Raw genomic sequence first — 23,527 nt, 5'->3', positions numbered from 1 at the left:
CGTGAGACACCGGGCGGCCAGGTGATCTGAACCATCGAGGGCAACCGACTGAAAGCCACACCCGGTGTCTCTGGGCCCCATGACCATACGACTGGCCATGATCAACCCACACAACAACGTAGGACCGACTGATCCCGACGGCCCTACGAGCGCCCGCCCATCAGAACGACATCACCAACCCCGCCGCGACGTACGCACCCCCACCGAGCATCAGGCCAACACCCGCAGCCGCGGCAGTCAGCGCGCTCCCCCGCAACGTCCCGCGGCTGTGCACGACAGCGACCATCAACACCAGCACTCCGACAGCAAGTTCAAAGACCGCAACCAGCGGCGACACAACCAGCGCCACCACCAACGCCACCCCGAAGCCCCGCACCACCGCGCTTTGCCGCTCCTCGGCCCGCATCCCCATGCCCCGCTCCTCCCCCCTGGGCCCGCTGGGCATACCGCAACGGCGGGCCGCGCCCGGAGCAACGGACGAGCCGCTAGCTCTGCTGCGCTCCCGCTGCCAACCACCTTCTGAGGGACGATCTTCGGCGCCGCGGTGTGGCAGAAGGCTGATGTGGCGCACAGGGCCTCGGAGACACAGCCTCAACCAACGAACATCAGACACATGACACTAGAGCGATCCTGGCACCAGGATCAGGAGCGCACCCAGGGCGACGGCGGCCACTACTTCAACATGTCCCAGCAGTACGAGGGCGCCGCTGCGGCCGTCGTCGTCGGCAGAGAGCCCGAGGTCGTACCGGGCGAGTTCGCCGACGGCGATCGCGGGGCGGCCAGGGCGTTCGAGCGCCCGCTTCACGCTGCGCCACGCGGGCCCCTCGTTCAGAATCAGTCGGGCGCCGGCGGTGTCCCTCACGACGAGGCTCTTCTGGGAGTGGACGGTCGTGATGGCGATCCGGCGGCTGCTCACGCTGCGCAGTTCGTGCAGGTCGACCGTACGGGTCCCGGTGCGCGTGCGAGCGGACAAGTACCGTTTGTCCGGCCCATGTTGGACGACGTCCCCGCGTGCCACGCCGAGTCCGCGCAGGTACACCCAGACGGCCGCGGAGCCAGCGGAGTTGACGAGCACGAACGCGCCGAACGTCCCTGAGTTGTCCGCCTGTCCCATCAGGAACGGGAACTGGGCGGCGTAGACGACGGCAGCGATACCGAGGACCAGTGCGACACGCAGCCGTGCCTGGCGGACCGCCACGGTCGCGGGTATCCGCTGCGGGGTCGGGTTGGCGGTCGCGGACGCACCAGTGTCAGCCGCAACGTACTGCCGCAAGATGCCGGTTCGGCCGCTCCGTCGCACAGTCCGTGCAAGGTGGCCTTCGACCCGAAAGTCGCCTGCGCCCTATGGACGCCCGCAACCACTGCGTGGCCCTGGCCGGGGTGCGCTCCAGCCTGGCGACGACGACCTGCTCGGCGGTGACCATGCGCCGCGCACCCGTGCGCGGCTCGTCCACCAGCGCGTCCAGCCGGCAATCCAAAACGTCGTCGCCGCAGCCGGGTGCCGCACTGTGCGGGATGGCGTACGGAACCCGCGGGGTGGATCGCGCAGCGGGGATAGCTTCCGGTGCGGTGCTTCGCGACGATCATGCTCTTCGCACGCCGGTGGGGCGGGGCTTGGCCTGGGAGTCAGTGTGAGGCGTCGTGGCGACGGGACCGTCCAAGGCGTGGCCGTACCGCTGATCGTCGTAGTGGCCGTCTGCTTCCTGGCTGTCGCACTGACGAGCCTGGGGGGCGGCGCGCGGCTGCCGTTCGTGAGCGACGACGCTCCGGAGCAGAAGCAGGACGTGCGGCTGGCCGGTGCGACATCGTCCGGCCCGCCGTCGGGGGCCGTATCGTCCGCGCCGGGGGTACCGCCGGGGAGTGCGTCGACGAGCCAGAGAACCGGGACTCCGGCGGCATCAGGGGCGCAGCCGTCCGCAGGGGTGTCCGGTGCGCCACCCGGTGGTGTGCCGACCGGCGTGGCCGGCCCGGGAAGCGTCCCTGGACCGGGCGGTGCGCTGCCGGGTGGCGGCGCGGCCACGAACGCACCCGGCGCCGGTACGGCTCCCGCAAGCAATGCCCCGGCGCCGGGCGCGCAGTCGGCAAACCCCGGGGACGTCCTGGTCACGGTCAGCCAGATCAGCTCCGAGACCGGCTATGTGTACCTGAACAACACCTCCAAGCAGCCGCTGCCCTCGTGGACGCTCACGATCAGCCTGAGCGGGGCGTCCTTCCTCGATTTCAGCCCGCAGGGCGGGGCCGCCCGGGGCCAGGTCAGCGGCTCGACCGGTACGGCGACCTCGACCCGGGCGCTCGCCCCCGGCGAGGAGGTCCGCGTGCAATTCCAGCTCACCGGGAAGGTCAAGAGCGGCACCTGCCGGTTCAGCGGTGTGGGCTGCTCGTTCTTCTGGACGTCCGACCCGGGCTACACGACCGGCCCGGTCCCTTTCTGACGGGACGGCAGCAGGCAGTCCGCGCACCCCGGCTCGGGGAATCAGTTGCCGGCGCGTACACGAGATCCGCTCCGGCCGAAGTGCCGGTGTCTCGTTGCGGAGTTCGGGTCGGTCAGGTAGCGGCCAGGGCTGTTGCCGGGTCGGGGGCAGGGGCAGCCGCGGGCCACCAGGTGCCGGTGTCGAGGCGGTACGGGTGCCAGTGGCCGTCGGGGCTCAGGCGGAGTTGGACTCCGGCGGGCTCGTCGGTCCAGCGGTTGCGCCAGGTGCGGAAGTCAGGGGCGCCGGGTTCGTCGTCCAGACGAGACAACTCTGCTTTGGCGTGAGCGAGTTCTGTGCGGGACGGAGTCCAGGCGTGGTCCAGGACAGCGAGGCCCGCAGCACCGCCGAACGTCCAGGCGGCGACGGCCCGGGGGAAGTCCGCCGGGCGGTCGTGGCCTTCGCGTAGGCGGTCGTACGCGTCGGTGTGGGCGAGCGCGTCGGCGTGCGTTGCGGCGAGGCGTACGGCGTCGGCGCGTTCGTCCAGCCACCAAGCGGCGTCGGACCCGGCGTCGGCCATCAGGTCGTACGCGCGCCGGGCTGCGTCGCGCGCCAGGATACGCAGGAGCGCAGTGTCGAAGGCGTCGCTCGCCGGAATGGCTGGCATCTCGCCTGCACTGTCCGGAAGTTCAGGGTCCGGCGGCAGCGCTGCTATCGAAGCATCCGCGTATGAGGCGTAGGCGTCCGATGCGCTTACGGTCGGGCGGGTACGGGCGGCCGCAGCCCCAAAGCCGTCGGCGACGCTGTCCGCCGGCCGGCCTCCGGCGCTCAGGAGCTGCAAAGCGGCGATGAACTCCGCTTCACCACGCCCGCGGAGCAGCATGAGGAGGAACGGGTCCTCGTCGATCAGCCACGCAGCCTGGTACGCCAGTGCGGCAGCGTGCCGGCACGGGTGGCCCCAGTCCTCGCAGTCGCAGTCCGGGTCGAGGTCGCCGATGCCGGGCAGCAGCGGGACGTCCACGTCCTCGGCGGCGGCGACGAGGTCCGGTGGCATGTCGCGGTCCAGGAGTGCCGCGATGTGCCCGGCGCGGGCGGCGACCTGGGCCAGGAAGCGGTCCCATTGGGCGTCGGTCAGCGGCTGCAGGGCGACGGTGGTGCGGTACGTGTCGGCCTCGCCGTAGACGGGTGCGGACAGCCGGCCGGGGCTGACCGTGATGCTGCCGACCCGGCCGGTGAAGGCGTACTTGCGGCCGGACTTGAGTGCCTGGAGGTCGAGGGCGGCGTCCTCGACGGACGCGATCCAGGCGCGTCCCCACCAGGAGCGGGCGAACCCGCGGCCGCCGCGGCGGCCGGCCGGGAAGGCCGGGAATCCCTGGGCCGCAGCGCCAGAGGCTTCGGTGGCTTCGGTCATCGGGCACTCCTCAGCTCGACGAGGGACGCGAGTTCGGCGTCGGTGAGTTCGGTGAGCGCGGCCTCGCCGGAGGACAGGACCGCGTCGGCGAGCGACCGCTTCGCGGCGAGCATGTCGGCGATGCGGTCCTCGATGGTGCCTTCCGCGATGAACCGGTGCACCTGCACCGGGCGGGTCTGCCCGATCCGGTACGCGCGGTCGGTGGCCTGGTCCTCGACGGCCGGGTTCCACCAGCGGTCGAAGTGCACGACGTGGTCCGCCCGGGTGAGGTTGAGGCCGGTGCCGGCCGCCTTCAAGGACAGCAGGAAGACCGGCACTTCGCCGTCCTGGAAGCGCCGGACCATCTCCTCGCGGCGCGGCACCGGGGTTCCACCGTGCAGGAGTTGGGCGGCGATGCCGCGCGCGGCGAGGTGGCGTTCGATCAGCCGGGCCATGGCGACGTACTGGGTGAAGACCAGGACCGCGCCGCCCTCGGCGGTGATGGTGTCCAGGAGTTCGTCAAGGAGTTCGAGCTTGCCGGAGCGTCCGGTGAGCTTGGGCTTGTCCTCCTTGAGGTACTGCGCAGGGTGGTTGCAGATCTGCTTGAGGCCGGTGAGCAGCTTGACCACGCGCCCGCGCCGGGCGATGCCGACGCTGCCGGCGATCTCGGCCATGAGCTCGCGGACCGTCGCCTCGTAGAGCGCGGCCTGCTCGGCGGTGAGCGAGACGGGCTGGTCGGTCTCGGTCTTGGGCGGGAGTTCGGGGGCGATACCGGGGTCGGACTTGCGGCGGCGCAGGAGGAACGGGCGTACCAGGCGCGCGAACCGCTCGGCGGCGGCCGGGTCCTTGCGCGACTCGATCGGGACCGCCCACCGGTTGCGGAACGCGGCGAGCGGGCCGAGGAGTCCGGGGGTGGTCCAGTCGAGGACGGCCCATAGCTCGGCGAGGTTGTTCTCGACCGGGGTGCCGGTCAGTGCGACGCGCGCCAGAGCGGGGATGCGGCGCAGTTCTTTGGCGGTTCCGGACCTCGGGTTCTTGACGTGCTGCGCCTCGTCGGCGACCAGCAGGCCCCATGGCACGGTGCCGAGGGCGTCCGCGTCGCGGCGCATGGTGCCGTACGTGGTGAGCACGAACCCGTCGGCCACGTCGGCGAGATCGCGGCGGGCGCCGTGGAAGCGGCGTACGGCGGTGCCGGGGGCGAAGCGGCGGATCTCGCGTTCCCAGTTGCCGAGCAGGGACGCCGGGCAGACCACCAGGGTCGGTCCGGCGGTGGCCTCGTCGGTCTGGCGGTGCAGGTGCAGCGCGATCAGGGTGATCGTCTTGCCGAGACCCATGTCGTCGGCGAGGCAGCCGCCCAGGCCCAGTTCGGTCATGCGGGCCAGCCAGCGCAGGCCGCGCAGCTGGTAGTCGCGCAGGGTGGCGGCGAGCGCGGCCGGGGCCTCGACGGGTTCGCTGCCCGCGTCGGGGTCGGCGATGCGTTCGCGCAGGGCGCGGAGCCAGCCGTCGGCCTCGACCGGGATGCGGGTGCCGTCGACTTCGGCGGTGCCGGTCAGTGCGGCGCCGAGTGCGTCGAGTCCGGCGAGCGGTTTGAGGTCGCGTTCGCGGGCCTTGCGCAGTATTTCGGGGTCGACCAGCATCCATTGGTCGCGCAGCCGGACGACCGGGCGCCGGGCTTCCGCGAGCGCGTCCATCTCGGCGTCGGTGAGGTCCGTGCCGCCCATGGCGAGCCGCCATTGGAAGGCGAAGGCCGCGCCGCCGCCGAAGAACGAGGGGCGCGCGGACGGTTCGTCGCGCAGTCCGTCGGGGGCGCCGACCACGGCCTTGGCGGTGAGGCTGCGGACGAGCTTGCGCGGCCAGTGGACGTCGATGCCGGCGGCGGCCAGGCGCGCGCCCGCCGGGCCGAGGAGTTCGCCGAGTTCGTCGTCGGCGAGGTCGAGGGCGTCCGGGACGGCCTGCTGCAGGATGCGGTCCAGGACCGGCCAGGCGTCGGCCGCGCGGCGGACCGCGACGGTGGCGTCCAGGCGGGCCCGGGGGCCGAGGCGGGCGACGAGTGCTTCCTGGTCGGCACCGGGGCGGGCGGCCCACAGGGTTCCGGCGTCCACGACGACCGTGGGGTCGGCGAGGCTGTGCAGCTGGACGACAGCCCTGAAGCCGCGGGCGCCGAGATCTTCTCCGAAGTCGTCGAGTTCGGCATCGGGACCGTCCGAGTCGCCGTCGGCGCCGGGGAGTTCGATGCGCAGCGAGGCGCGCAGCCCGGCGTCGAGCCCGGCCGCGACGTCGTCGGCCCACGGGCGCAGGCGAGGCGCGCGGGTCGGCGTCCGGGCGGCGAAGAGCGGCGTGCCGGCCGCGCGGGCGGCGGCCGGGGTGCGGGGCATGGTGTCGGCGATGGCGTCGAGGAGGCCGCGGACCAGGTCTTCGGCGTCCGCGAGTTCGAGCACGGTGCCGGGTGCGGAGCCGGCGACCGGCACCGCGCGGGCCTCGGGCGGCATGGCGTGCGCGAGGTCGCGGATGCGGGCGATGTCGGCGGCGTCCAGCGGGCCGACGCGCCAGGCGTCGACGTCCCCCGCGGTGAGTCCGGGCAGGATGCGGCCGCGGGCGACGAGTTGGAGGGCGGCGACGCAGACCGCGCCCCAGAACGCGGCGGCGCGATGCGCGCCGGGGGCGGTGCGGGCCCGGGACAGGACGGGGACCGCCGCGGCGACCGGGAGGCGCAGCGCGGGGACGTCCTGCCGCGTGACCGTCCCGGTGCGCGGGTCGGGCGCGGCGACGGTCAGCGTGACCGCCTCCCCGGCGCGGGCCGGGAGGTCGACGCCGTCGGGGCTCCAGAAGACGACGTGCGCGGCGCGGGGCGGATCGGCCGGTTCGAACACCGGCGCGCACCGCGCGAGCGCGGCGGCGTCGGCCGGCGCGGGCGCCGGGACGGGCGGGGTGAAGCTGTCGGCGGTGCCGATCCGCATGCAGGGTCCTCCGGAAGATGCCGAGCCATGACTCCGTACAGCGTACGGTACGTCGTACGGAGATCAAACGAGGAAGTCGGCCGGATTGTTCCCGGCCGCACCGACACATGGACTTCCCCGCGGATCACCGCCGCCGAGCGGACGGCCGGATGTTGAGTCGCTCGGCATTTCCGCAGGTCACGCCACCAAGCGCCGCCACACAGCGACTGAAGCGACTGAAGCTGCAGATTGCCGGCGCCGTGTGCGGCAGGGCGGCACCCGCAAACGCGTCGGCAATTCGGAAGTCGAGTCGCTTCGGCCGCTCCGGTCGCTTCGGTCGCTTCAGTCGCCTGGGCTCGCCGCCGCGCGGGCCTCGACCAGTTGCTCCACGCCGTCGAGGAGCCGCTGCAGTCCGAACTCGAAGCCCTCCTCCGGCGGCGTCTCGAACGCGCCCGAGTTCCACACCGCGTACAACGTCGGATAGCGGCTCTGCTGGATGAACCGTTCGAGCATCGGCGTGGCCTTCTCCCACCAGTCCTCGTAGTCCACATCCGACTCCCGGTTCGCGGTGCCGATGTCCGCGGTGATCTGCGCGACGCCGCGCACGTAACCGTCCACCAGGTTGACCACGTCGACCATTTCGCGCTGCGTGAGGCCGATCTCGGAGACCGCCTTCATCGCGAACTCGGAGCGCGCGGTCTCGGCGGGCCCCATGAGCATCAGCCCCGGAGTGCTCAGCGAAACCACCCACGGATGCCGCAGCGCGACCGCCCGGTCGGCCCGCGCGTGCTGTTCGAGCGCTTCGCGCCAGGTCCCGATGAAGCCGACCGGGCGGCGCTCCTCGACCTCCGCGAGCACCGCGTCCAGCATCAGGTTGAGCAACTCGTCCTTGCCCGGCACGTACGTATAGAGCGACATCGTCCCGACGCCCAGCCGCTCGGCGACCCGGCGCATGGACAGCGAGCCCACCCCGCTGTCGTCCGCGAGGCCGATCGCGGCCGCGACGATCCGGTCCACGCTGAGGCCCGGCTTCGGGCCGCGGGCCGGCGGCTCCTTGGCACGCCAGAGCAGCGCCAGCGTGCGCGCGGGGTCGGACCTGCCGGGCTTTTCCGCAGCCATGTGACCTGCCTCACATAAATACGTACGCCGTACGCTCGGAACTTCGTACGCCGTACCGTACGGTGTACGTAGTAAGTCCGTACAGTGTACATAGTTTAGGAGGGCCTGCTGTGACTGCCTCCATCGGGGCGCCTCCCGGAGTGTCGCCCGGCACGCCGGGCAGCAGGACGCCGCGGACACCGAGCACGGCGGGCGGCGTCGCGATCCGGGCCGAGGGGCTGCGCAAGGCCTACGCGGGGCAGCCCGCACTCGACGGGTTCGACCTCGAAGTACCGCGCGGGACCGTCCACGGCCTGCTCGGCCCGAACGGCGCGGGCAAGACCACCGCGGTCCGCATCCTGTCGACGCTGCTGCGCGCCGACGCCGGACGCGTCGAGGTGGCCGGGTACGACGTGGCCCGTCATCCGGCCGAGGTGCGCATGCGCATCGGCCTCCTCGGCCAGCACGCCTCGGTCGACGAGGTGCTCGACGGCCGGCAGAACCTGGAGATGTTCGGCCGCCTCTACCACCTGCCCCCGCGCGCGGCCCGCGCCCGGGCCGCCGAACTCCTGGAGCGCTTCGGTCTCGCGGACACCGGCACCAAGCCGGTGTCCGGCTACTCGGGCGGCATGCGGCGGCGCCTCGACCTGGCCGCGGCGATGATCCTCGCACCGCAGGTGATGTTCCTGGACGAGCCGACCACCGGCCTCGACCCGCGGGCGCGCACCGAAGTCTGGGAAGCCGTACGGTCCCTGGTGGCCGGCGGCACCACAGTGCTGCTCACCACCCAGTACCTGGAGGAGGCCGACCGGCTGGCCGAGGCGATCACCGTGGTCGACCACGGCCGGGTCATCGCCCGCGGCACACCCGACGCCCTCAAGGCCCGGCTCGGCGGCGACCGGATCGACGTGGTGGTCGCCGAGGACGCCGAACTCCCGGCCGCCACCGCCGTCCTGGAACGCCTGTCAGGCACGGCCGCCGAGGTCGACGCGGCGCAGCGCCGCATCGGAGTACCGGTCCGCGACCGCGTGGCGGCCCTCACCGCGATCGCCGCCGGGCTCCGCGAAGCGGGCGTCGACGCCGTCGACATCGCGCTGCGCCGCCCCACGCTCGACGAGGTCTTCATGGACCTGACCGGCAGCCGCACCCCACCCGCCGAGGCAGCGAACGCAGCGGGCGCAGCGGACGCAGCGGACGCAGCGACAGAAGCCGGAACGGCGGAACCCGCAGCCGCATCGACCGCACGATCCGACCGGGAGGCGCACACATGACGGCACCGACGACGGCGCTTCCGAGCACCGCTCCCCCGCCACCGACCCCAGGCGGCTCGTTCGTCCCGCCCGCATTGCCCGACAGCCGTGCCGCGCGCCTGCGTTGGGCCGCGACCGATTCGTGGACGCTCACCCGGCGCACCCTCATGCACTGGGCCCGGCAGCCGGGCACGCTGGTCCTCGCCCTGCTGTTCCCGGTCATGATCGTGCTGATGTTCGGCTACCTGTTCGGCGGCCAGATGGACGTCCCGGGCGGCGGCGACTACCGCGAGTTCCTCATGCCCGGCATGTTCGCGATGACCATGGTCTTCGGCATCGAGACGACCTTCGCCGCAGTCAGCACGGACGCGGCGCGCGGCGTGACCGACCGGTTCCGCTCGATGCCGATCTCCCCGTCCGCCGTGGTGGTCGGACGCTGCACCGCCGACCTGCTCAATTCGCTGGTCGGGCTGGCCGTGATGGTCGCGTGCGGCCGCGCGGTCGGCTGGAGCTGGCACGACGGACTGCTGCGCGCGCTCGGCGCGTTCGGGCTGTTCCTACTGCTCCGGTTCGCGCTGCTGTGGATCGGCATCTACCTGGGCCTCGCCGCAAAGGGGCCGGAGTCGCTGGTCGCGATCCAGGTGCTGGTGTGGCCGCTCGGGTTCCTGTCGAACACGTACGCGTCGCCCGAGACGATGCCCGGCTGGCTGGGCGCGATCGCCGAGTGGAACCCGCTGTCCGCCACGGTCGGCGCGGCGCGCGAGCTGTTCGGCAACCCGGGCTGGGGCGGGGATTCGTTCGCCGCCCGGCACGCCGTCGAACTGGCGGTCGCCTGGCCCGTGCTGATCACCCTGGTGTTCTTCCCGCTGGCGGTACGCAGGTACAACCGCCTGAGCCGGTAAGGCCGCAGACAGGCGCAACGAGTTGCCGGAGCTGCCGGAGCCGACGTCAGAAGAACGAGCTGCCGGAGCCGACGTCAGAACAGCGTCGGCTGCGGCGCCTCGGGAGCGCCCTCGATGGTGAGCATGCGCCACTTCGTGGCCACCCCGCCGTGCGCCGAGAAGCCGCCGGACGCCCCGCCCGCGGCGAGCACCCGGTGGCAGGGCACCACGATCGCGCAGGGGTTGCGGCCCAGGGCGTGCCCGACCGCGCGGGCCGCGCCCGGCATGCCGATCTCGCGGGCCACTTCGCCGTACGTCATGGTCTGCCCGGGCGGGATGGTCCGGGCCACCGCGTAGACGCGCCGGTTGAAGGACGGCACGTGCTCCAGGTCGAGTTCGATGCCGGACAGGTCGGTGCCCTCGCCGCGCAGCAGGGCGCGGATCGCGGCGATCGCGGCGCGGACCGCGTCGGGCGGGTCGGCGGTGGGTTCGAGGAGCGGGTAGCCCTCGGGCAGCCGCCCGAGCAGCGTGGCGTCGTCGCGTTCCGGGAGGTGGACCGCGACGATGCCGCGCGGCCCCCAGGCGATGCCGCACCGGCCGATGGCGGTGTCGAAGACCGTGGAGCCTCGGGGCGGCGGTGACGTCATGGGTCCAGTGTGCCTCTCGGTACGGACTGCCGACGGCGGACCGCCGGCAGTCGGCGGCGGACGTCAGGCTGCGGGGCCGGCGGCGGACGGAATGCCCTGCGCCGGCAAGGCGGCGGCACATCGCCGCACGGCCCCGCTGCGGTCATTCGGCGGCGATGCAGAACTGGTTGCCCTCGTTGTCCTCGAAGACGATCCAGCCGCCGTCGCCCGCGCCGTGCCGGGCCACGCGCACCGCGCCGAGCGCCTCCAGGCGGGCCGCCTCGGCCTCGACGTCGTCCACGAACAGGTCGAAGTGCAGGCGGTTCTTGCCGACGCGCGGTTCGGGGACGACGTGGATGCCGACCCCGACGTTCTTGCCCTCCGGGTCCTCGAGGACCGCGTACGTCTCCTCCAGGGCCGCGACCTTGTAGCCGGTGACCGCGGTCCAGAATGCGGTCGCGGCTTCGAGGTCGTTGGTGTCGATGCCGATACTGCCGATCCGGAGGCTCATGAGGATTCCTTCTCGTGGCGTCGCGTAACCTTCTAAGCAGAAACACTAGTTAGCGTAACCGGCTATCGTCAATAGCAGGTTGGAACGGGAAGCCATGTCCGCAGAAGAAGCCGCGCCCGACGCAGCCCCCGGGGCCCTGCGCGGGATCGAGGAGCTGGTCAACACCTTCAGTGCGGACACCGGGACCGAGTCGCTCACCGACCCGGCGACCCTGGCCGCCTGGCTCGCCGGGCGGGGACTGCTGCCCGAAGACGGCGCGGCCGCGGTGGACGACGAGGCGCTGCGGCGCACGCGGGTGGTACGCGAAGGCCTGCGCGCACTCCTCGCGGACAACAATGCGCCGCGCACCACGGGCGACACCGACGGCCCAGCCGGCGACGCAGCCGAGTCCGACGCGGCACCGCCCGGCCCCGCAGCAACTGCCGAACTGGCCGCCATCGCCCGCGAACTCCCGCTTATCCTCGACCCGTTCGCAGACCCGCCCGCACTCGTGCCGCACGCGGACGGGACCGTCGACGCGGTGCTCGCCGGCCTGCTGCGCGACGTGGCCGAGGCCGTGGCGTCCGGCGCATGGCCGCGCATGAAGGCGTGCCGGGAGTGCGCATGGGCGTACTACGACAACTCCCGCAACCGGTCCCGGTCGTGGTGCTCGATGGCCGTGTGCGGCAACCGCGCCAAGGCGAGGGCGTTCCGCAAGCGCAGCAAATAACCGCAGGCAAGTCGGCACCGCCGGCGGACACTGCAGGTCGGCACCGCGGGCAGGCGCAACCGGCATGCACCGAAGTCGGACGCGGGAACGAGAGAGCAGGAAGAACGAGAGAGCAGGAAGCAGGAAGGCGGCCACAAAGCGGTCGGATTCCGCCCTCGGACCGGCCGCGGAACGCCGCGGTCCGGCCACCTTTGCAACCGTTCGGACCGGCTTCGGCGCGTCCGGCAGGCCTCGTCCCGGCTTCGCCCTCGCCACCGCTCACAGCGGCGATCTCCGTTGTCCCGTACGGCTGTTCGCCTCGCGCGCAATTCCCCGGCGAATCCGCGGAAGCGGCCTCGGCGGAGTCTCGGGCGGGCGTAATCTGGCGACAAGGCCCCCGCCCCGGCCGGCCGCGGCCCGCACCCCGCCCCCGTGTTGGCGGGCCGCGGCCGGCCTCCCCCGCGGAGGGGCAGGCGCGGTCACAAGGCAGGCCGGATGGCCCCGCGACGCGACAACGCCCCGGATCTTCAGCACCCGGCCTTCGGCACTCGGCTTCAGCGCCCGGGACACCCGCGCGTCACATGTTCGGCGGGCGCCCCTCGTACGGCGTGCTGAGCACCACCGTCGTGCGCGTCGAGACGTTCGCCGCCGCGCGGATCTTCGCGAGCAGCGACTCGAGGTCGCCGGGAGCGCCGACCCGCACCTTGAGGATGTAGCTCTCGTCGCCGGCCACGCTGTGGCAGGCCTCGACCTCCTCCAGGTCCGCGAGCCGCTCGGGGGCGTCGTCCGGGGCGGCCGGGTCGATCGGCTTCACCGAGATGAACGCGGTGAGCGGCAGGCCGAGCGCATCGGGGTCCACCACGGCCGCGTAGCCGCGGATCACGCCGCGCTGCTCCAGCCTGCGGACGCGCTGGTGCGCCGCCGAGGTCGACAGGCCGGTGGCCTTGCCCAGGTCGGTGTAGCTCATGCGACCGTCCCGGACAAGCAGCCGGACGATCTGTCGATCGAGGTCCTCCACGCCGCCAACCTAGGGCATGGCGGCTCCGGTGCTTCGGCCGCCCGAGTCCCCGCGTGTCCCCGCGTGTCCGAGTGCGGCCCGTTATTGGCGGGCTAGGCTGGCCGGCATGACGACGTCAGGCCGCCTGCGTGCGCTCGAACAACTCGACCGCGCCCTTCTGCGGGTGACATCCCGGGACGACACCTCCCCCGCGCGCGCCCGCCAACTACGCTGGGTGGCCGGCGAATTGCGGCGCGCCGTGGTGCGCGAGGGCTTCCCCGAAGGGGCCGGCTCCTCGCTCGCCGCGCTCTTCTCCGCGGAGCCGCTGACCGCGTACCTCGACCTCGCCTCGCGCGGCGAGCTGCGCACCCGGGCGGTGGCCGGGTCGGGCAGGTCGACGGTGGCCAGTATCCGGGTCCGCATCGACTGCCTGGAGATCCTTGCCCGGGCCGGCGAGGTCCCCGCCGAGCTCCCCGAGCGCCCGGCCATGCAGGAGCTCAAGACCCCGGTCGGCGCCCGGCAGCGCTCGCTGCTGCAGGGCTGGCTGGAGGCCGCCGCCGACCGGCCGGGTGCGGACCCCGGGCGGGTACGCCTGTTCGCCCTGGTCGGCGTGGTGCTGGACACCGGCGCCCGGGCCGGTGAACTATGCGCGCTCGAGCTCGCCGACCTGGGTCCCGACCTCGACACCGTCACCGTGGTCCGCAAACCGCAGGCCCGCTCGGTGGCGCCGCCGGCCACCGAGGTGCACGAACTGTCCGGGCACACCCGGTCCGCGCTGCGGCACTGGCTCGACGTCCGCGAGGACCTGGTCCGCGAGGTGCAGGGCGGCGCGAAATCGCTGTGGGTGTCGGTGCGCGGCAACCACGCGGGCGTGCTGGACGCGGAAGGCCAGGCGAGGCTGCGGCCGCCGGGCATGCCGCTGATGCCGCGCGGGCTGGCCCGGGCGTACACCCGGACCGTCGTGCAGGTGAACGCCGACATGGTGGGGCGTCCCGGATGGGAGCCGCTGCCGTACCGGCTGGAGCAGTTGCGCCGGGCCGTGGAGCCGCATCCGACCGAGGTCAGCACGCCGGCCGCGCCGCCCGTACCGGCCAAGAAGCGGACCCGGAGGGCACCGGTCCGGACCACCTGACGGTCCGTCGGTTTCCTGCGGGCAACGCCGGAAGCCCCGATTCGACGGGGCTTATCGGGATTATTCCGGCCAACCGCGTACGTGCGGGAACTGGGTACTGCCCCGTGTCGCCCATCGCGGCTATGGTCGGCGCAGCGGGACTCCCGGAACCCACGGGTACGTCCGCGCAGGCGACAGGGGGACCCCCGTGAGCAAGCGCAGCGCGCGAACCCTCCAGAGGTGCGCACTCGGCGACACCGGAACCATGCGGGACGAGGTGCGCGCATGACGACCGCCGCCCTCGACCTCCGCGAGCATCACCGTCTCGACGACGATCTCGACTCGGGCGACGACCACGCCGGGCCGACGGCCCCCGGCAGAACTCTCCGGCTCGCCCCCGAGGCCGCCCCGGCAAGACCGGCGCCCGCACCGGCGCGGCTGCGCTGCGCGGACTGCGGGACCGTCCTCACCCCGGACCACGGCCGGGATGCGGACGAGCACGACCCGGAAGGCGCCGCCGAGCACGCAGCACCTGCCGGACCCGCCGAACTCCCGGAGCACGCCGGGCCGCACGAGCACGGCGATGCCTCCGACGCGCCGGTGGGCGTCCGGCTCAGCGTGCCCGTGCATGCCGTGCTGCCCGAGGCGACGGCGCCGTTCGCGGTGCGGGTCTGCCCCGGCTCCGGGCGGCCTTCCGATCCCGAGGCGGACGCCGTCCCGGTCGCCGAGCCGGAAGCTCCGGCGCCCCCGGCCTTGACGCTGCCGCCCGGACTGCACTGGCGTACCCGGCCTTTCTCCCACGCCGGCAGCTGACTCCGGGTCACCATCCCCCGCGGCGGCGCCACTTCGCCGCGGGGCGCAGCCGTGTGCCCGCATATGGGCGCGGTGCAGATCCCCCGTGCGGGGGAGTCGCTCGCGCGGGGCGCCCCGGATACTCGGAGGCGTCCGACCGCCGCCGTCCGAAAGGCCCGCAGCGTGGCCGCCGTCAAAGAGGCCCTTGCCGCCGCAGTGCCCGCCCCCCTGGTCCGCGGCACCGCGTGGGTGCAGGAGCGGTGCACCCGGTACGGGAACTACCCGGCCGACGCCGCCCTCGCGTTCATCGTGCTGTGCACGATGCTCGCCCTGCTGCGCATCGACGACGAGGGCACCGTGCACTCGGAGGTCGAGTGGTACGGCTATGTGCTCGTCGTGATCGGCTCCGTGCCGCTGGTCTGGCGCCGCCGGTGGCCGTTCGGCACAGGGGTGACCGTGGCGCTCGCCGCTATCGTCTACGACCGCATGCCGGGACTGCCCAGCCAGCACCTGCAGTATGGCGCACTGGTCGGCGTCTACACCGTCGCGGACCGCGGGCCGGACAGCGTGCGCCGCTGGATCCCGCTGCTGAGCCTCATCGGCCTGCTGGCCGCCGGGGTGAGCGTGCAGGACCTGCTGTACGGCAACATGTTCCCGATGCTCAGCCTGCTGACCGCGTACGTGCTGGGCTGCTCGGCCCGCACGCGCCGCGCGTACGCCGCGGCGCTGGAGGCCCGCGCCGAGCAACTGGCCCGCGAGCGCGACCTGGAGGCGGACCGCGCCGCGTCCCGCGAGCGCGAGCGGATCGCCCGCGAGATGCACGACATCCTGGGGCACGCGGTGAGCCTGATGGTCGTGCAGGCCGAGGCCGGACCGGTCGTGGTGCGCAGCGATCCGGCGCGCGCCGAGGCGGCGTTCGAGGCGATCGCGGACGCCGGGCGCGATGCGATGGCGCAGTTGCGCCGCATGCTCGGCCTGCTGAACCGCCCCGGGCAGGACGACGACGGCGCCGCGGGCGAGGAGCGGGCCCCGCAGGCGGGCGTCGACACCCTGCCCGAACTCCTGGCCCGGGTCCGCGAGACCGGCCTGCAGATCACGCTGGAAGCCACCGGCACGCCGGTTCCGCTGGCCGCCGACCGCTCCCTCGCGGTCTACCGGCTGGTGCAGGAATCGCTGACCAACACGGTCCGGCACGCCGGCGCCTCGCGGGCCGAAGTCCGCCTCGCCTGGGGCCCCGACGCGCTGGACGTCGAGGTCCGCGACGACGGCATCGGCGCGCAGAAGACGGCGTCCGCCGATTCCGGGTTCGGCCTCGTCGGCCTCGCCCAGCGCATCGAGGCGGTCGGCGGCACCCTCACTGCGGGACCGGCCGCCGGCGGCCCCGGCTTCCGCGTCGCCACGCGCCTGCCCCTTCCACTGCCCGCCGCCCCGGCAGAGCCTGTTCCCGTGCCGCCGGCCGGACCGGTATCCCCGCCCTGGTCCATCGCCGGCATCGCCGGACCGGGCGGGCTCTGCACGCCGCCCGTCGGAGAAGTCCCTTCGCCGCCGCTCCCCGCCGACCGGGCGGGTGCCCCGGGCGATTCGGCCGCCCCGGTCCCGGACGAGGTCCTCGGTACGCGAAACTGACGGCGTGACAGCCGACCGCGCCACCGCCGAGACCCACGCCTCCGCCACCGCGCAGCCCGCGCAGATCCGCGTGGTGGTCGCCGACGACCAGGAGCTGGTGCGCAGCGGGTTCGGGATGATCCTGGACGCGCAGCCGGACATCACCGTGGTCGCCGAAGTGCCGGACGGGGTCGCGGCGGTGGCCGCGGCGCGGGAGTTCCGGCCGCATGTGGTGCTCATGGACGTCCGCATGCCGCGCATGGACGGCATCGAGGCGACTCGGCAGGTCTGCGCGCAGACCGACTCCCGGGTGGTCATGCTGACCACCTTCGACCACGACGAGTACGTCTACGACGCGCTGCAGGCGGGCGCCGGGGGCTTCCTGCTCAAGGACGTCCGGCGCGACGACCTCGTGCACGCGGTACGGGTGGTGGCGGCCGGTGAAGCCCTCCTGGCGCCGTCCGTGACGCGGCGGCTCATCACGCGCATGGTGGCCGCCCGGCCGCAGGGCGAGGACGGTTCCGGCGACGGCACCGGCGCCGGGAAAGCGCCGGACGCCCGTCTCGGCGTGCTCACCGAGCGCGAACGCGAGACGTTGCTGCTGCTCGCCCGCGGCCTGTCGAATGCGCAGATCGCGGCGGAGATGGTGATCAGCGAGCACACCGTCAAGACGCATGTCGGCAACGTGCTGGCGAAGCTGGGCCTGCGGGACCGCGTGCACGCGGTGATCTGCGCGTACGAGACGGGCCTGGTCGTCCCGGAGAGCTGACGGCCGAACAGCCGCGCGGGGAGGCCGGTTTCCGGACCGGCCTCCGCCGGGATGAACCACCCCCGTGCGGTCTCCCCCGTACGGGCGATCCGCGCCCCTCTGCTCCCCCGCGCAGGCGAGCCGCCGGCGCTTCATCCCCCGTGCCGGTGATCCGGTAAGACCACCCGCGGCGGCGATCCGGCGGCACCCGTCCGCGGACGAGCATGGATCCCGGAAAGACCGCACCGCCCCGGCCGCCGCGACACCGCCGCCCGGGACGCGTCGCGGCCACGAAATCCGCCACTCACCCGGGGAGTTCCGCCATGCCCGTGATCCTCCAGCCGCCGCTCTGCCCGGACGACGGGAACCCGGGAGGCTCGCGTCCGCCGCGCCGCCGCAGAGGCCGCGGCACGTCCGGTCCGCCCGCGCCGGACGGGGCCGGTCCGGCGCCCCGCGCCGCGAAGTGCCGGAGCCGGCGCGGCCCCGCGTGGTTCGCGCTGGTCGTGTGGGCGGTCGTCGCGGTCGGCGGATTCGCCCTGGGCAGCGCGGTGTTCGGGCGCCTGGACCCCGCGGTCGGCATCGTGCCGGGCAGCGAGTCGGACCGGGCCGCGGCGACGCTGGAGCGGCTCGACAACGCGGCGGGGGCGGGCAGCGAGACCATCACCGCGGTCGTGTCCGGACGCCCCGCGGACGACACCCGGTTCGCCGAGCAGGTCCGCGCCGCGGCCGACCGGGTGCGGGCGCTGCCCGGGGTCGCCTCGGTGGCCGACCCGTACACGGCACCGGACGCGCTGCCGCCCGCCCGCGACGGCCGAGCGGTGCTGATCCGCGTCGACATCAGCTCGCGCGACGGCATGCCCGATTCGCTGGACACCGCGCAGCAGGCGGCAGCCATCCTGGCCGGCATCGACGCGCCGAGCGTGCAGGTCGGCGGCGGTCCACTGCTCGACCACGAGATGGAGGCGCAGGCCGAACGCGACCTGAGCAAGGCCGAGTTGATCTCGCTGCCGGTCGTGGTGATCCTGCTGCTGATCGTCTTCGGCGGCGTGGTGGCGGCCGGCCTCCCGCTGGCCGTGGCGCTGGTCGGGATCGCCTCGACGTTCCTCGTGCTGTTCGGGTTCAGCCTGGTGACCGACGTGTCGGTGTACGCGGTGCAGGTGACCACGATGCTCGGCCTCGGGCTCGCGGTGGACTACGCGCTGCTGATCGTCACCCGGTTCCGCGAGGAACTGGCGGACGGCGACGGCACGGTGGACAGCGCGGTACGCCGCACCGCGGCCACCGCCGGGCGCACCGTCCTCGTCTCGGGTCTGACGGTCTCCGCGGGGCTGGCCGGCCTGCTGGTCTTCCCCGACCCCTTCCTGCGCGGCATCGGCATGGCGGGCGCCGCGGTGGTGGCCATCGACATGATCGCCGCACTGACCCTGCTGCCGGCCCTGCTGCGGCTGTTCGGGCACCGCATCAGCCCGGCGAAGCGGACGGCACGCGAGGGCCGCGTGTTCGCCCGGGCCGCGCGGCTGGTCGGCAAGCGTCCCGTCCTCGTCCTCACCCTGCTGGCCGCCGCGCTGGCAGTGCTCGCGCTGCCGGCCGCCGGCATGCGGCTGTCCGGCGGCGATGCGCGGTCGCTGCCCGAGTCGTCCGCGTCCCGGCAGGTCTACGAGAAGGTCCGCGACGACTTCGGTGCGCAGTATGTGGCCGACCCGGTCACCGTACTGGTCCGGGCGGACGGGCCCGGTGCCGCGACCGGTGCGGGTCCGGACACCCGGGCGCTGGCCGCCGATCTCGCGAAGGTGCCGGGTGTCGTCGAGGTCGGCGAGCGCCGGATGCCGGACGGCACCGCCGTGTTCACCGTCCGCGCCGGACTCCCGGCCGGCACCGCGTCCGACGGGCCGGCCGCGCAGCGCGTCGTGCGGGACATCCGGGACCTGCGCGGCAGCGGGGCGCACGCCGCGCTGGACATCGAGGTGACCGGCCCGGCGGCCCGCCTGGTGGACTACGACGCGATGCTCGGCGACCGGCTGCCGTACGCGGTGGGGCTCATCGTGCTGGCCACGCTGGTCCTGCTGTTCGCCTTCACCGGGTCGGTGCTGCTGCCGCTGAAGGCCGTGCTGTCGAACGTCCTGTCGGTCGGCGCCGCGCTGGGCGTGGTCGTGTGGGTGTTCCAGGACGGGCACTTCGGGCAGGGACTGGGCGCGGTGGACTCCACGGCGCCGGTGCTGATCGCCGCAATCGCGTTCGGACTGTCCATGGACTACGAGGTGTTCCTGCTGTCCGCGATCCGCGAGGAGTGGCTGGCCGGCGGCGAGCCGCGCGCTGCGGTGGCGAAGGGCCTGCAGCGCAGCGGCCGGGTGGTGACCGGGGCGGCGCTGCTGCTCGTGGTGGTCTTCGCGGCGTTCACCACCGGCGGGTTCTCGCCGATCCGGCAGATCGGCCTCGGCCTGACGCTGGCGATCGTGCTGGACGCGACCGTGGTGCGGATGCTGGCGGTGCCGGCCGCGATGACGCTGCTGGGCCGGGCCGCGTGGTGGGCGCCGGGGCCGCTGCGGCGCCTGCACGGCAAGTACGGGTTCACCGAGGGCGCATCGCAGTCCGGAGGCCCGGCGCAGGCCGATGCGAAGGCGGCTGAACCGGCCTGGGAAGCGTCCGGCACGGCCGGTGCCGGGTCCGGCGAAATCTCCGGTCCCGTACGGGAACCATCCGGGGTCGGCGGCCCGTCCTAACCGATGTGCCGCCAGGGGGTGGCGGCGCTATCGGGGGTCCTCGGGGGGCCGGGCAGGGCAGTACGGGCACGACGCAAAAGCACGACGCAAGAGCACGTCGCACAGGCACGGCAAGCAGCACGCGCACCATGCACGGAAACGGCCGCCGCCGCGCCCAAGGGCACGGCGGCGGCCGCATGTTCGCCCGGCTCGCGGGCCGCGGTGTCAGGGGCGGGTGAGGTGGCGGCCGATCACCATGCGCTGGATCTGGTTCGTGCCCTCCACGATCTGGAGCACCTTCGCCTCACGCATGTAGCGCTCCACCGGGAAGTCGGTGGTGTAGCCATAGCCGCCGAACACCTGCACAGCGTCCGTGGTCACGCGCATCGCGGCATCCGTGCAGAACAGCTTGGCCATCGCGGCCTCCTTGCCGAACGGCCGCCCCGCGTCGCGCAGCCGGGCCGCGGTCAGGTAGAGCGCGCGGCCGGCCGCCACGGCCGTGGCCATGTCGGCGAGCATGAACTGGATGCCCTGCAGGTCCGCGATCGGGGCACCGAACTGGCGTCGCTCGCGGGCGTATTCGACAGCCGCGTCGAGGGCCGCCTGGGCCACGCCGACCGCGCACGCGGCGATGCCGAGCCGGCCCGAGTCGAGCGAGGCCAGGGCGATCTTGAAGCCGATGCCCTCCTCGCCGATGCGGTCCGCGAGCGGCACCCGGACGCCGTCCAGGTGCACCTGCGCGGTCGGCGAGGACCGCATGCCCATCTTGCGCTCCGGGGCCGCGAAGCTCAGGCCGTCCGCGTCGGCGGGCACGATGAGCGTGCTGATGCCGCGCGGGCCGGGCTCGCCGGTGCGCACCATGACGGTGTAGAAGTCCGCGACGCCGCCGTGCGTCGTCCAGGCCTTGGTGCCGGTGACCGTGTATCCGTCGCCGTCCGCGAGGGCCCGGGTGGTCAGCGCGGCCGCGTCGGAGCCGGACTGCGGCTCGGACAGGCAGTACGCACCGAGGAGTTCGCCGGAGAGCATGGCGGGCAGGCGGGCCGCGCGCTGCTCGTCGGTGCCGAACTGGGCGACCGGGTAGCAGGACAGCGTGTGCACGCTGACCCCGAGGCCGACCGCGAGCCATCCGGCGGCGAGCTCTTCGAGGACCTGCAGGTACACCTCGTACGGCTGGCCGCCGCCTTCGTACTCCTCCGGATACGGCAGCGACAGCAGCCCGGCCGCGCCCAGCGTGCGGAAGACGTCCCGGGGGAATTGCGCGGCGTCCTCGTCGGCGGCGGCGCGCGGGGCGACCTGCTTGGCGACAAGTTCGCGGGTCAGGTCGAGGAGCGCTTCGGCTTCCTCGGTGGGCATGCTGCGCACGACAGCCATCGGTGCGTCCTTCCGTGGGGCCCTTTGTGGGGGTCCGGCGGTGTTCCGACAGGGGATGCCGGGCGGGGTCGCCGCGCGGCACGGTCCGATCGTACGCAGGGCCCGCCCGGGACGGCAGCACGGCCCGGGCCAGGCCTGCGGCGCCCGACCCGGGGCAGGTCCCCCCGGGCCGGGCGGCGGCGTCAGGCGTCGACGACGGCGAGGTCGTGCGGCCGGTGGTTGACCGGCTCGCCCGCGTCCGCGCCGCACACCACGATGTCCTCGATGCGGGCGCCGTGCTTGCCGGGCAGGTAGATGCCCGGCTCGATGGAGAACGCCATGCCCGGTTCGAGGACGAGCGGCGAGCCGGCCACGATGTACGGCTCCTCGTGGGTCTCCAGGCCGATGCCATGCCCGGTGCGGTGCACGAAGTACTCGCCGTATCCGGCGTCCGCGATGATGTCGCGGCCCACCGAGTCGAGCTGCTCGGCGGTGATGCCGGGGCGGACCGCGTCGCGCTGCGCCTGCTGGGCCCGCTGGAGGACGGCGTAGTAGGCGGCGAAGTCAGCGGGCGGCTCGCTCACGCAGTAGGTGCGGGTCTCGTCCGAGCAGTAGCCGTCGTGCGTGGTGCCGCCGATGTCCACGACCACCGGGTCGCCCGGCCGGATCACCCGGTCCGAGACCTCGTGGTGCGGGCTGGCGCCGTTGGGGCCGGACGCGACGATGACGAAGTCGACCCGCACGTGGCCCTCGGCGATGATCGCGTCGGCGATGTCGCGGCCCACCTCGCGCTCGGTGCGGCCGGCCCGCAGCCAAGTGCCGACCTGGGCGTGCACGCGGTCGATCGCGGCGCCCGCCTCGCGCAGTGCCTCGATCTCGGCGGGCGTCTTGCGCATGCGCATCTCGCGCAGCACGTCGCCGGCCAGCGACTGCTCGGTGCCGGGCATCGCGCGCCGGAACGCGAGGAGCTTCTCGGCCCACATGTGGTTGTCGACGCCGACCTTGGCCAGGCCGCCGGGGAGGCGGCCGGCGATCAGCGCGTACGGGTCGTCGGTCTCGGCCCAGCCGGCGATGTCGATGCCGAGCCGGGCGGCCGGCGAGGCCTCCGCGGCGGGCTTTTCGAGGCCGGGGACGACCAGGAACGCATCGCCGTCGGCGGGTACGACCAGACAGGTGAGGCGCTCCAGCGGCAGGGCTTCGTAGCCGGTGAGGTAGCGCAGGTCGGCGCCCGGGCTGATGAGCAGGGCGTCGAGTCCGGCCTCGGCAGCGGCTTTGGCGGCGGCGGCGAGGCGGTCGGTGGGGTACAGATCCGTGTTGTGGCTCACGAGGGCCAATCTAGAACGATCGCGGGCCCGGCGCTGCGCGGGGAACGGCCTGTTCAGGCTGTCCGGAGGCAGCGCCGGGCCCGGTCGGTCAGCGGTGTGCGTAGGCCGGGACCGCGCGGCGTTCGCGGACCGCCTCGGCGACCGCGTCCCACAGCGTCGCGCGGGCGCGCAGCGCGACGGTGACGGTGCCCGCGCACTCGCGCCAGCGGCGCGGCTGCAGGCCGCACAGGTCTTCGAGCAGGCGGAGAGCCATGGGGCCGTGCTCGTCGCCGTCCACTTCGATGTGCCGCTGGAGGTACTCGCGGAAGAGCGTGAAGTCGGCGGTCTCGTCGGACAGCGGGCCCGGGCCGGGCAGGTGTCCGGCGGTGCCGCCCTCTCCGGTCGCGACGGGGTCGCCCAGCACGTGTTCGAACATGCGCGGCACGAGCTCCTCGCGGCCCAGCGCGAACGCGGCGGCCACGCAGTGCACGGGGGCGTGTTCGACGATGCGCCAGGTCTGCGCCACGAACGCCGCGGCGGCCGGCGGTGCGCCGCACAGTTGCACGGCCTCGGGGACGCTCAGCCCGTCGGACAGCAGGTCGAGGAAGCAGAGCACGGGTGCGGTGTCGGCGCCCGCGGCGCCCATGGCCTCCAGGTACATCTCGAAGTGGCTGCGCGGGCCGAGGCTGGTCTCGTCGCTTTCCTCGGTGAGCACGATCTCGTTGACCAGGCGCCGCGCTTCGGGGTGCCCGCGCGGCGTCCAGGGCACGGCGACGCAGGTCAGTTCGCGCTGCAGCACGGTGAGCAGGGACATGAAGTCCCAGACGGCGAAGACGTGGTGCTCCATGAACACCCGGATGTCGTCCGGCCGGCTGAGCATCCGGTAGACGGGGTGGCGCAGCACGCGCTGCCGGGCCGGGGCGGTCTCGCCGAGCAGCCGGGTGGCGCGCGGCAGTCCGAGGACGCCCGCATCGGCGGGCGGGCGCGGGAGTCCGTTGGTCGCTGCGGCGGCCGGTCCGGGGACCGGTCCGCCGATGGGTCCGGGCATGGGCTCGGTGGTGCGTGTCGTGCCGGTGGTGCCGGGCATTTCGGGATGGCGTATGGCGTCCACGGCGGTTCCCCCACTGGGTCGG

General features: G+C 73.7%; 20 protein-coding genes. 9 read left to right on the top strand and 11 right to left on the bottom strand.

The genetic code is table 11. The features are described 5' to 3' along the window. Positions 1-160: 160 nt before the first annotated feature. A complete protein-coding gene (locus LZ495_RS18345; RefSeq protein WP_235053329.1) occupies positions 161-412 on the bottom strand; it encodes a hypothetical protein in 252 nt (83 codons plus the stop codon). Between the two features lie 207 nt (positions 413-619). Further along, entirely contained in the window at positions 620-1,198 is a 579-nt protein-coding gene (locus tag LZ495_RS18340; protein ID WP_235053328.1) for a hypothetical protein, read from the bottom strand. 466 nt (positions 1,199-1,664) lie between these two features. Here LZ495_RS18340 and LZ495_RS18335 point away from each other — a divergent pair, with 466 nt between their 5' ends. Then, complete coding sequence (locus tag LZ495_RS18335; protein ID WP_235053326.1) at positions 1,665-2,432, top strand: hypothetical protein; 768 nt, start codon at positions 1,665-1,667, stop codon at positions 2,430-2,432. Positions 2,433-2,544: 112 nt separating this feature from the next. Here the strand turns inward: LZ495_RS18335 and LZ495_RS18330 are convergent, their stop codons facing one another. The 3 genes from LZ495_RS18330 to LZ495_RS18320 all read right to left on the bottom strand — a co-directional run bounded on the left by LZ495_RS18330 (position 2,545) and on the right by LZ495_RS18320 (position 7,853). Then, positions 2,545-3,819 carry an SWIM zinc finger family protein gene (locus LZ495_RS18330; protein ID WP_235053325.1) on the bottom strand — a complete coding sequence of 425 codons (1,275 nt, stop codon included), beginning with the start codon at positions 3,817-3,819 and terminating at the stop codon, positions 2,545-2,547. Beyond that, complete coding sequence (locus LZ495_RS18325; protein WP_235053323.1) at positions 3,816-6,755, bottom strand: SCO1167/SCO6262 family helicase; 2,940 nt, start codon at positions 6,753-6,755, stop codon at positions 3,816-3,818. The genes LZ495_RS18330 and LZ495_RS18325 overlap by 4 nt, the downstream gene beginning before the upstream one ends. Before the next feature lie 321 nt (positions 6,756-7,076). Continuing rightward, positions 7,077-7,853 carry a TetR/AcrR family transcriptional regulator gene (locus tag LZ495_RS18320; protein WP_235053322.1) on the bottom strand — a complete coding sequence of 259 codons (777 nt, stop codon included), beginning with the start codon at positions 7,851-7,853 and terminating at the stop codon, positions 7,077-7,079. Between the two features lie 140 nt (positions 7,854-7,993). On the opposite strand from LZ495_RS18320, the gene LZ495_RS18315 reads away from it, so the two are divergent. Beyond that, the gene (locus LZ495_RS18315; protein WP_372498591.1) at positions 7,994-9,103 is read left to right on the top strand and encodes an ATP-binding cassette domain-containing protein; all 1,110 of its coding nucleotides are present in this window, start codon (positions 7,994-7,996) and stop codon (positions 9,101-9,103) included. Further along, the gene (locus LZ495_RS18310; protein WP_235053321.1) at positions 9,100-9,984 is read left to right on the top strand and encodes an ABC transporter permease; all 885 of its coding nucleotides are present in this window, start codon (positions 9,100-9,102) and stop codon (positions 9,982-9,984) included. The genes LZ495_RS18315 and LZ495_RS18310 overlap by 4 nt, the downstream gene beginning before the upstream one ends. Positions 9,985-10,058: 74 nt before the next feature. On the opposite strand, the gene LZ495_RS18305 is transcribed toward LZ495_RS18310, so the two are convergent. Continuing rightward, positions 10,059-10,610 (bottom strand): methylated-DNA--[protein]-cysteine S-methyltransferase, encoded by a 552-nt coding sequence (locus LZ495_RS18305; RefSeq protein ID WP_235053320.1) that lies wholly within the window; start codon positions 10,608-10,610, stop codon positions 10,059-10,061. A gap of 142 nt (positions 10,611-10,752) precedes the next feature. Then, entirely contained in the window at positions 10,753-11,100 is a 348-nt protein-coding gene (locus LZ495_RS18300) for a VOC family protein (protein WP_235053319.1), read from the bottom strand. 94 nt (positions 11,101-11,194) lie between these two features. On the opposite strand from LZ495_RS18300, the gene LZ495_RS18295 reads away from it, so the two are divergent. Next, a complete protein-coding gene (locus LZ495_RS18295; RefSeq protein ID WP_235053317.1) occupies positions 11,195-11,809 on the top strand; it encodes a CGNR zinc finger domain-containing protein in 615 nt (204 codons plus the stop codon). A 556-nt stretch (positions 11,810-12,365) separates the two neighbouring features. On the opposite strand, the gene LZ495_RS18290 is transcribed toward LZ495_RS18295, so the two are convergent. Next, positions 12,366-12,806, bottom strand: a complete 441-nt coding sequence (locus tag LZ495_RS18290) for an Lrp/AsnC family transcriptional regulator (protein ID WP_235053316.1) — start codon at positions 12,804-12,806, stop codon at positions 12,366-12,368. Between the two features lie 106 nt (positions 12,807-12,912). Between LZ495_RS18290 and LZ495_RS18285 the strand changes: the two genes are divergently transcribed. The 5 genes from LZ495_RS18285 (at position 12,913) to LZ495_RS18265 (ending at position 19,761) form a co-directional block, all read left to right on the top strand. Beyond that, entirely contained in the window at positions 12,913-13,917 is a 1,005-nt protein-coding gene (locus LZ495_RS18285) for a hypothetical protein (RefSeq protein ID WP_235053315.1), read from the top strand. 264 nt (positions 13,918-14,181) lie between these two features. Further along, positions 14,182-14,709: a hypothetical protein gene (locus LZ495_RS18280; protein ID WP_235053314.1), complete on the top strand. Its 528-nt coding sequence runs from the start codon at positions 14,182-14,184 to the stop codon at positions 14,707-14,709. A 162-nt stretch (positions 14,710-14,871) separates the two neighbouring features. Then, positions 14,872-16,314 carry a sensor histidine kinase gene (locus LZ495_RS18275; RefSeq protein WP_235053313.1) on the top strand — a complete coding sequence of 481 codons (1,443 nt, stop codon included), beginning with the start codon at positions 14,872-14,874 and terminating at the stop codon, positions 16,312-16,314. 115 nt (positions 16,315-16,429) lie between these two features. After that, positions 16,430-17,062 (top strand): response regulator, encoded by a 633-nt coding sequence (locus tag LZ495_RS18270; RefSeq protein WP_235053348.1) that lies wholly within the window; start codon positions 16,430-16,432, stop codon positions 17,060-17,062. Positions 17,063-17,364: 302 nt separating this feature from the next. Beyond that, positions 17,365-19,761 (top strand): MMPL family transporter, encoded by a 2,397-nt coding sequence (locus LZ495_RS18265; RefSeq protein ID WP_235053312.1) that lies wholly within the window; start codon positions 17,365-17,367, stop codon positions 19,759-19,761. 204 nt (positions 19,762-19,965) lie between these two features. On the opposite strand, the gene LZ495_RS18260 is transcribed toward LZ495_RS18265, so the two are convergent. The 3 genes from LZ495_RS18260 to LZ495_RS18250 form a co-directional block, all read right to left on the bottom strand. Beyond that, the gene (locus LZ495_RS18260) at positions 19,966-21,111 is read right to left on the bottom strand and encodes an acyl-CoA dehydrogenase family protein (protein WP_235053311.1); all 1,146 of its coding nucleotides are present in this window, start codon (positions 21,109-21,111) and stop codon (positions 19,966-19,968) included. Between the two features lie 182 nt (positions 21,112-21,293). Further along, the gene (locus LZ495_RS18255) at positions 21,294-22,415 is read right to left on the bottom strand and encodes a M24 family metallopeptidase (protein ID WP_235053310.1); all 1,122 of its coding nucleotides are present in this window, start codon (positions 22,413-22,415) and stop codon (positions 21,294-21,296) included. Positions 22,416-22,503: 88 nt separating this feature from the next. Then, entirely contained in the window at positions 22,504-23,505 is a 1,002-nt protein-coding gene (locus tag LZ495_RS18250) for a DUF3050 domain-containing protein (protein ID WP_308268313.1), read from the bottom strand. Positions 23,506-23,527 lie beyond the last annotated feature (22 nt).

This window comes from Yinghuangia soli (assembly GCF_021502675.1).
Lineage (GTDB): Bacteria > Actinomycetota > Actinomycetes > Streptomycetales > Streptomycetaceae > Yinghuangia > Yinghuangia soli.
Note: the sequence above shows the minus strand (reverse complement) of the source record. Positions and strands in the feature narration are given on the sequence as shown.